The 7,547-nt window shown below is 39.2% G+C and carries 7 protein-coding genes; 6 read left to right on the top strand and 1 reads right to left on the bottom strand.

Translation table 11 applies throughout. The annotated features are described in order from the left end of the window. Positions 1 to 203: 203 nt before the first annotated feature. Positions 204 to 1,871, bottom strand: coding sequence for an arginine--tRNA ligase (gene argS / locus DX933_RS10235; protein ID WP_123316348.1), 1,668 nt, complete (start codon positions 1,869 to 1,871; stop codon positions 204 to 206). A 1,374-nt stretch (positions 1,872 to 3,245) separates the two neighbouring features. On the opposite strand from argS, the gene DX933_RS10230 reads away from it, so the two are divergent. From DX933_RS10230 to DX933_RS10205, 6 genes are read left to right on the top strand one after another with little or no spacing between them, the layout of a single operon-like run. Further along, entirely contained in the window at positions 3,246 to 4,199 is a 954-nt protein-coding gene (locus DX933_RS10230) for a metal ABC transporter solute-binding protein, Zn/Mn family (RefSeq protein ID WP_123316347.1), read from the top strand. Between the two features lie 21 nt (positions 4,200 to 4,220). Beyond that, complete coding sequence (locus DX933_RS10225; protein WP_123316346.1) at positions 4,221 to 4,976, top strand: metal ABC transporter ATP-binding protein; 756 nt, start codon at positions 4,221 to 4,223, stop codon at positions 4,974 to 4,976. Positions 4,977 to 4,996: 20 nt separating this feature from the next. After that, complete coding sequence (locus DX933_RS10220) at positions 4,997 to 5,857, top strand: metal ABC transporter permease (RefSeq protein ID WP_123316345.1); 861 nt, start codon at positions 4,997 to 4,999, stop codon at positions 5,855 to 5,857. Then, on the top strand, positions 5,844 to 6,257 hold the full coding sequence (locus DX933_RS10215; protein WP_123316344.1) for a Fur family transcriptional regulator: 414 nt from the start codon (positions 5,844 to 5,846) through the stop codon (positions 6,255 to 6,257). Before DX933_RS10220 ends, DX933_RS10215 begins: the two co-directional genes overlap by 14 nt. After that, entirely contained in the window at positions 6,242 to 6,649 is a 408-nt protein-coding gene (crcB, locus tag DX933_RS10210; protein ID WP_190279488.1) for a fluoride efflux transporter CrcB, read from the top strand. The genes DX933_RS10215 and crcB overlap by 16 nt, the downstream gene beginning before the upstream one ends. Then, positions 6,646 to 6,987: a fluoride efflux transporter FluC gene (locus DX933_RS10205; RefSeq protein ID WP_123316342.1), complete on the top strand. Its 342-nt coding sequence runs from the start codon at positions 6,646 to 6,648 to the stop codon at positions 6,985 to 6,987. Before crcB ends, DX933_RS10205 begins: the two co-directional genes overlap by 4 nt. Positions 6,988 to 7,547: the final 560 nt, after the last annotated feature.

Here is a 7,547-nt window from a genome sequence, read left to right as displayed (position 1 = left end):
AGACTCCTCTCGTTATTTAAAGTTGGTTTGACGGCCATCTTCTATTATAACGTTTGGAGTTTTTTTGGATACAACTCTAAAAGTTTCGTTTGCACACAGGCAGAGCCTGTGGTTTAAAAAGATTAATGAAAAGCCAGGCTGTATAAATACAGCACTGGCTTGAGTGAAACATGATATCCTCTATTATTGAAATGGATGTTTTTTTACATGCTTTCTGGTGCGCTGACACCGAGTAAACGCAGTGCATTTGCGATGGTAATTTTCACTGCTTCCATCAATGCAATTCGTGCACTAGTACGATCTTGGTGCTCAGCATCCAGTACTTTTTCCGCGTTATAAAAACTGTGTAAGCTGGATGACAAGTCAAAGACATATTGCGTCATCCGATGTGGTAATCGCTTCTTGGCAGCAATCGCTATTTCTTGCGGAAATGCCCCCAATAGCTTTAATAGTTCAATTTCTTTTTCAGCTGTTAATAAATTCAAATGTTGGTGATCGGCTGTAAACCCTTTTTCCTTCGCCTGCTTCAACATCGTGCAAATTCTGGCATGGGCATACTGAACATAATATACGGGATTTTCATTTGATTCAGAGCGTGCCAAATCCATATCAAAATCCAAATGGGTATCACTTGAGCGCATATTGAAGAAATAACGCATCGCATCTTTTCCGACTTCTTCCATTAATTGCACAAGGGTAATTGCTTTTCCAGTTCGCTTGCTCATTTTGACTCGCTCGCCTGCTTCATACAAATTAACCATTTGAATGATTTCTACTTCAAGCGCATCTTTCGGATAACCCAATGCTTGTATTGCTGCTTTCATACGTGGGATGTACCCGTGATGGTCCGCTCCCCATATGTTGATTAACGTGCCAAAACCACGATCCAATTTATTTTTATGGTAAGCAATGTCAGGTGTTAAATAGGTGTAGCTACCATCCGATTTAACTAACACACGATCTTTGTCATCTCCATAATCCGTTGTTCGAAACCAAGTAGCACCGTCTGCTTCGTAAATGACGTCATTATTTTTGAGGTCTGCTAGTACCTCTTCAATTTTATCTTGTTCATATAAAGTCGTTTCAGAAAACCAGCTATCAAATGGTACACCAAAATCAGCTAAAACCTGTTTAATTTTATCTAATTCATAGGCAAGCCCATATTCACGAAAATGATGAATTCGTTCACTTTCAGTAGCATCCACCCATTTATCTCTATCTGTATCTGCAAGTTTCGTTCCAAGCGCGATGATGTCTTTTCCATGATAACCATCCGCTGGCATCTCCCACTCCTTGCCAAGTGCTTGCATGTATCTTGCTTCTACAGATCGCGCCAGGTTATCAATTTGATTACCAGCGTCATTAATATAATATTCACGTTCTACATTATATCCTGCCGCATCTAATACATTGCACAATGTATCACCAACTGCTGCGCCACGCGCATGTCCTAAGTGTAAATCGCCTGTTGGATTTGCCGAAACAAATTCAACTTGAATTCGATGGCCATTTCCTTCATTTGTACGACCATAATTCTCTCCGGCTGTAAGAATCGTTGGGATCAGTTTTGTTAAATATTGATTATCCATCCGGATGTTGATGAAGCCCGGACCAGCTATTTCAATATCTCGAATAGATGCCGCTGTTTTATCAATTGTACCGATAATATCTTCTGCAATCATACGCGGAGCTTTTTTAGCAACACGTGCCAACTGCATCGCGATATTGGTTGCAAAGTCACCATGCTCCTTATTTTTAGGCTTCTCTAATATAATAGAAGGAATGTCACTTTCCTCGGCGAGCCCAGCTTGAATGACTGCTTGTTTAATTGCATCCTTCAATGCTGCTTCTGTTTGTTGTAAAATATTCATTCGATTTCCTCCTTGGCACACCCCGACTTCTTGTATTGATTTTTTCATGTAATGGGTTTATGTGTGCACTGCTACAGTAGATTATAACTCTTTTTCACCATAATAATCCATCATTTCTATTATCGTCCCATACAAATCGAAATTTCAGCCATTGAATACGCGTTTTATGGAATAATAAATATGAATGATGAATCGATTGCTATTCACAATTATGGGGGAAAAATTAGTCCCATTCTCAATCGAAATCATTCCTATTTACAAATCGTAATGATTACGTTATACTTTCCTAGTACATTTATCACAGATTAACTGGCTGTAAGACCCCCGCTTCAAGAATTTTTGTTGATAACAAGCATGGTAAGTGGGGGATCAACAGCCAGTAAAGGCCTGATTGGTTCAACTAACAATCAGTGGGTGCAGTGCAAAAACCTCCACTGATTGAAGTTTCACTTTATCACAGATTAACTGGCTGTAAGACCCCCGCTTCAAGAATTTTTGTTGATAACAAGCATGGTAAGTGGGGGATCAACAGCCAGTAAAGGCCTGATTGGTTCAACTAACAATCAGTGGTGCAGTGCAAAAACCTCCACTGATTGAAGTTTCACTTTATCACAGATTAACTGGCTGTAAGACCCCCGCTTCAAGAATTTTTGTTGATAACAAGCATGGTAAGTGGGGGATCAACAGCCAGTAAAGGCCTGATTGGTTCAACTAACAATCAGTGGGTGCAGTGCAAAAACCCCCACTGATTGAAGTTTCACTTTATCACAGATTAACTGGCTGTAAGACCCACACTTCAATAATTTTTGTTGATAACAAGCATTGTTAGGGGGGATCAACAGCCAGTAAAGGCCTGATTGGTTCAACTAACAATCAGTGGGTGCAGTGCAAAAACCCCCACTGATTGAAGTTTCACTTTATCACAGATTAACTGGCTGTAAGACCCCCGCTTCAAGAATTTTTGTTGATAACAAGCATGGTAAGTGGAGGATCAACAGCCAGTAAAGGCCTGATTGGTTCAACTAACAATCAGTGGGTGCAGTGCAAAAACCCCCACTGATTGAAGTTTCACTTTATCACAGATTAACTGGCTGTAAGACCCCCGCTTCAAGAATTTTTGTTGATAACAAGCATGGTAAGTGGAGGATCAACAGCCAGTAAAGGCCTGATTGGTTCAACTAACAATCAGTGGGTGCAGTGCAAAAACCCCCACTGATTGAAGTTTCACTTTATCACAGATTAACTGGCTGTAAGACCCCCGCTTCAAGAATTATTGTTGATAACAAGCATTGTATGTGGAGGATCAACAGCCAGTAAAGGCCTGATTGGTTCAACTAACAATCAGTTTCATTTTATTCAAGGGGGTTACCAGCATTGTTTAAACACATCACATATTTAGTGGGACTACTATTTCTCGTGTTGCTTACAGCCTGTACGGATAGTTCTTCCCATTCATCTGACGCGAATGATAAGCTGACGATTTATACAACCATTTATCCCATACAATTTGCCGTCGAGCAAATTGGTGGCAATAACGTAGACGCCTCCTCTATTTATCCTCCAGGTGTTGATGCACATACCTATGAGCCAACTACAAAAGAAATGACCCATATCGCTAAAGCAGATGCATTTATGTATTTAGGTGCGGGCATGGAAGGATTTGCGGAGACAGCAGAACAGGCCTTACAAAACCAAACCGTAACATTTGTGGAAATTGGAGCCTTGCAACAGGATTTATTTAAATCGAATCAGAACCAACACCATGACGCACAGGAAGATGGCCACGAGCATTCCGATGTTGATCCGCATATTTGGCTTGATCCAATCCGGATGGCAGAAATGAGTGAGGTCATAAAAGATGAACTCATTGCATTGGATCCAGATCATAAAGAAATCTTTGAAAAAAATTATGATTCCTTAAAAGAAAAGTTGTTCGCTTTGGATAAAGATTTATCAGATACCATCTCTTCCAAATCAAAGCATCACATTCTTGTTGCCCATGCAGCATATGGTTACTGGGAAGCCCGTTATGGTATTGAACAGCTTGCGATAAGCGGTCTTTCTACTAGCAGCGAACCATCTCAAAAAGAACTAGCTGCAATCGTTGACTTGGCAAAACAATACCAAATTCATTATGTGATCTTTGAGCAAACTGGTAAAGATAAGATTGCAACAATTATTCAAGAGCATATAAATGCAAAACCACTGGAAATTCATAATTTAGAATCGCTCACGGAATCTGACATTCAAAACGGCTCCGATTATTTATTTTTAATGAAGGAAAACATAAATACATTAAATATAGCACTCGATGACGAAACGGAATAAACTGCTTGGAGGTGAATCCTAATGACGAATTCCATTATTTCATTGAAACATATTGATTATAGCTACGAGGATAAAACTGTGCTGCAGGATGTCAACCTGGAATTAGAACGTGGTGTTTTCATGGGGATGGTTGGTCCAAATGGTGGAGGAAAAACTACTTTAATCAAAATTATGCTTGGAATACTAAAGCCAGACAATGGCAGTGTATCCCTTTTCGGTAAGCCAATGGATCGCTTTAAGGATTGGACAAAGATTGGTTTCGTTTCGCAAAAATCCAATTCCTTCAATAAAGGGTTTCCGGCAACCGTTCGCGAAGTCGTATCAATGGGGCTTGCTGCTAAAGTAGGGTACCTTAAATTTTTCAATAAACATCATAAGGAAAAAGTGATGCATGCCATCAGACAGGTTGGTATGGAAGATTATGCAGATGCGTCAATTGGTAATCTATCAGGTGGTCAACAGCAACGTGTCTTTATCGCGCGTGCCCTTGTCAATGATCCCGAATTGCTAATATTAGACGAGCCTACGGTTGGAGTTGATTATCAAAATGTCCGACGCTTTTATGATTTGCTGCACCAATTAAATCAAAATGATCAAATCACCTTGTTACTCGTCACCCATGATACCGGCGCAATGACAGAGCACGCAACCGACATTGTTTGTCTGAATAAAGAACTACATTTTCATGGGGAACCCGAAAAATACACATCACTTACCGAAGCTGATCTATCACGAATATATGGGCACCCTGTCCATGTTGTCAAACATGATCATTAATATTTGGAGGAACAACAACCATGCTTGCTGACTTACTTGCCTTTGATTTCTTACGGCATACTTTTATAACTGGATTACTTATCGGATTTATCGGTCCTTTACTTGGAGCATTCATTGTCGTTCGCCGTCTATCCCTTATAGCTGATGCATTGTCACATGTAACATTGGCAGGTATTGCATTTGGCTTGTTACTGGAAAAAAGATTTGCCATTTTCATTTTACCCCCTTTTTATGGCGGAATGGCATTCTCCGTAATTGGCGCATTATTGATTGAAAAATTACGCTCCCTTTACCATTCCTATCAGGAAATTGGTATTCCAATTATCCTGTCTGGTGGTGTCGGCTTAAGTGTTATTTTCATATCACTAGCGAACGGCTTTAATAATGATTTATTCAATTATTTATTTGGCTCTGTATCAGCTGTCAGTCGTAACGATCTATTGACTATAACTGGAATCACCATGATCGTTACCATCATCATCATCTTGTTTTATAAAGAATTTATGGCATTATCATTTGATGAGGAGCATGCTACTATCTCCGGCATTCATGCCAAAGCCATTCATTTTATGTTTATTGTATTAACAGCACTTGTTATTGCTGCATCTATTCGTATTGTTGGTGTATTACTTGTTTCTGCACTCATGACACTTCCAGTAGCAGCTGCAATGCGACTAACCAAAGGCTTTAAACAAACCATCATCGTTTCGATTATTTTTGGCGAAATTGCTGTTATTATCGGTCTTATAACAGGCTATTATTTCAGCATCCCACCTGGTGGTACTATTGTGATGGTTTCCATTATCATTCTACTGCTTTCTATTTTGAAGAAAAGTAAGACAACTGGTCATAATGGAGGGGTTCAGCATGGATATGAATGAAGCTATGACATTGTTGAAAACAAGGGGCTATAAAACGACACAAAAGAGAAAAGATATACTAGCCTTTTTTGCTGAAGCAGACGGTTATCGAACTGCAAAGGATTTAAATAACCATATGGAGAATAAATACCCTGGAATTAGCTTTGATACGGTATATCGAAATCTTCATTTATATAATGATATCGGTATATTAGAAAATACAGAGCTAAACGGCGAAAAACAATTTCGTTTCAAATGCTCTCAACATCATCATCACCATTTTATTTGTGTCCAATGCGGAAAAACAAAAGCCATTCATATCTGTCCGATGGAAGAAGCCAAGGAAGCATTGGAAAGCTATGAAATTGAAGATCATAAATTCGAAATATATGGGCGGTGTCCGCATTGCCAAACGGCATAATTAAAAAGCCGGGCATTGCAAGTTTTGTTGCAGTTGGTATTGGAGGGGTATTTGGTGCATGCGCCAGGTATAGCATTTCGTTATTATTCAACCCTACCCATGGCTTCCCCTATGCCACATTTACCGTAAATCTGATTGGTTGTTTATTGCTCGGATATATACTAAATCAAGTTCGTTTAAAACAATTACTAGGACCAACTATTTTACTTGCAATTGGTACAGGAGTACTTGGTTCCTTTACTACTTTTTCAACCTTTGCTCTGGAAACTGTGGAGCTTTGGCAAACAAACTATCTATTGTCTGTTAGCTATGTCATCTTAAGTCTTATACTCGGCTTATTCGCAAGCTTTATCGGCTATACACTCGCAGGGAAGGGTCGTGTTGGTAAATGACCTTGCTCCTGATTGCTGTTGGCGGATTTTTCGGTAGTATGACTAGATACGCTATCGCATTACGTTTTCAAAAACATCCTATTGGTACTTGGATCGCTAATGTAACTGGTTCTATACTATTGGGAATACTTGCTGTCAGTTACCAATCCGACCATATCTCTCCATGGATCTGGCTATTATGCGGAATTGGATTTTGCGGATCTTACACTACTTTTTCCACATTTGGACATGAAAGTTTGTTGATGCTAGTTGAGAAAAAATATGCAGCCGCTATCGGATATATGTTTACAACTACATTCGTATCTATTGGCACGATCTTCCTGATTTATTATTTATAATCAGCATCATCTTTTTCGTGTACAGACCAGTCTACTTTTAGTGGTCTGTTTTTTTGTGTTCCGTTTGCGCACTCTCCATATGGTTCACAGCAAATAAGTCATCCTGCTTTAAACAATAGACACGCCATTATCTCTTATCCGCTGGCAAATCTCGCAATCATAAATGCTGGAATGACGTGCTTCGTTCTATTCAAAAAAAGCTAGGTATGAAGTAATAAACCAATCACAACTTTTATCAGCCTAAATACTCTCCTTTTATTTATTTTCTTTACTATCTAACAACGAAGTAACAAAACAAAGTCTTTCATTACAGTTTGTAGTCTTTCCTACTCATTTTTCTTTCATGATAAGGAAAGTTAGTGAAATGGTTTTAAGGCTTATGTACTTAAAACGAATAGATACGTTTAAATCTGACGAAATCTGCAAATCCTCCCCTACCATTCACCTAGACCGCATTTGTGCGTTATCTAGTACGAATGATTCAATTTGGAATATTCAGTTTTGCCTCGACAGTATTCGACACCTATTAGCCTCATTTTGCCATATAGTGAAGGTGGACA

Source organism: Ornithinibacillus gellani, from assembly GCF_003730295.1.
In the GTDB taxonomy this organism is placed as follows: Bacteria; Bacillota; Bacilli; order Bacillales; family Amphibacillaceae; genus Ornithinibacillus_A; species Ornithinibacillus_A gellani.
Note: the sequence above shows the minus strand (reverse complement) of the source record. Positions and strands in the feature narration are given on the sequence as shown.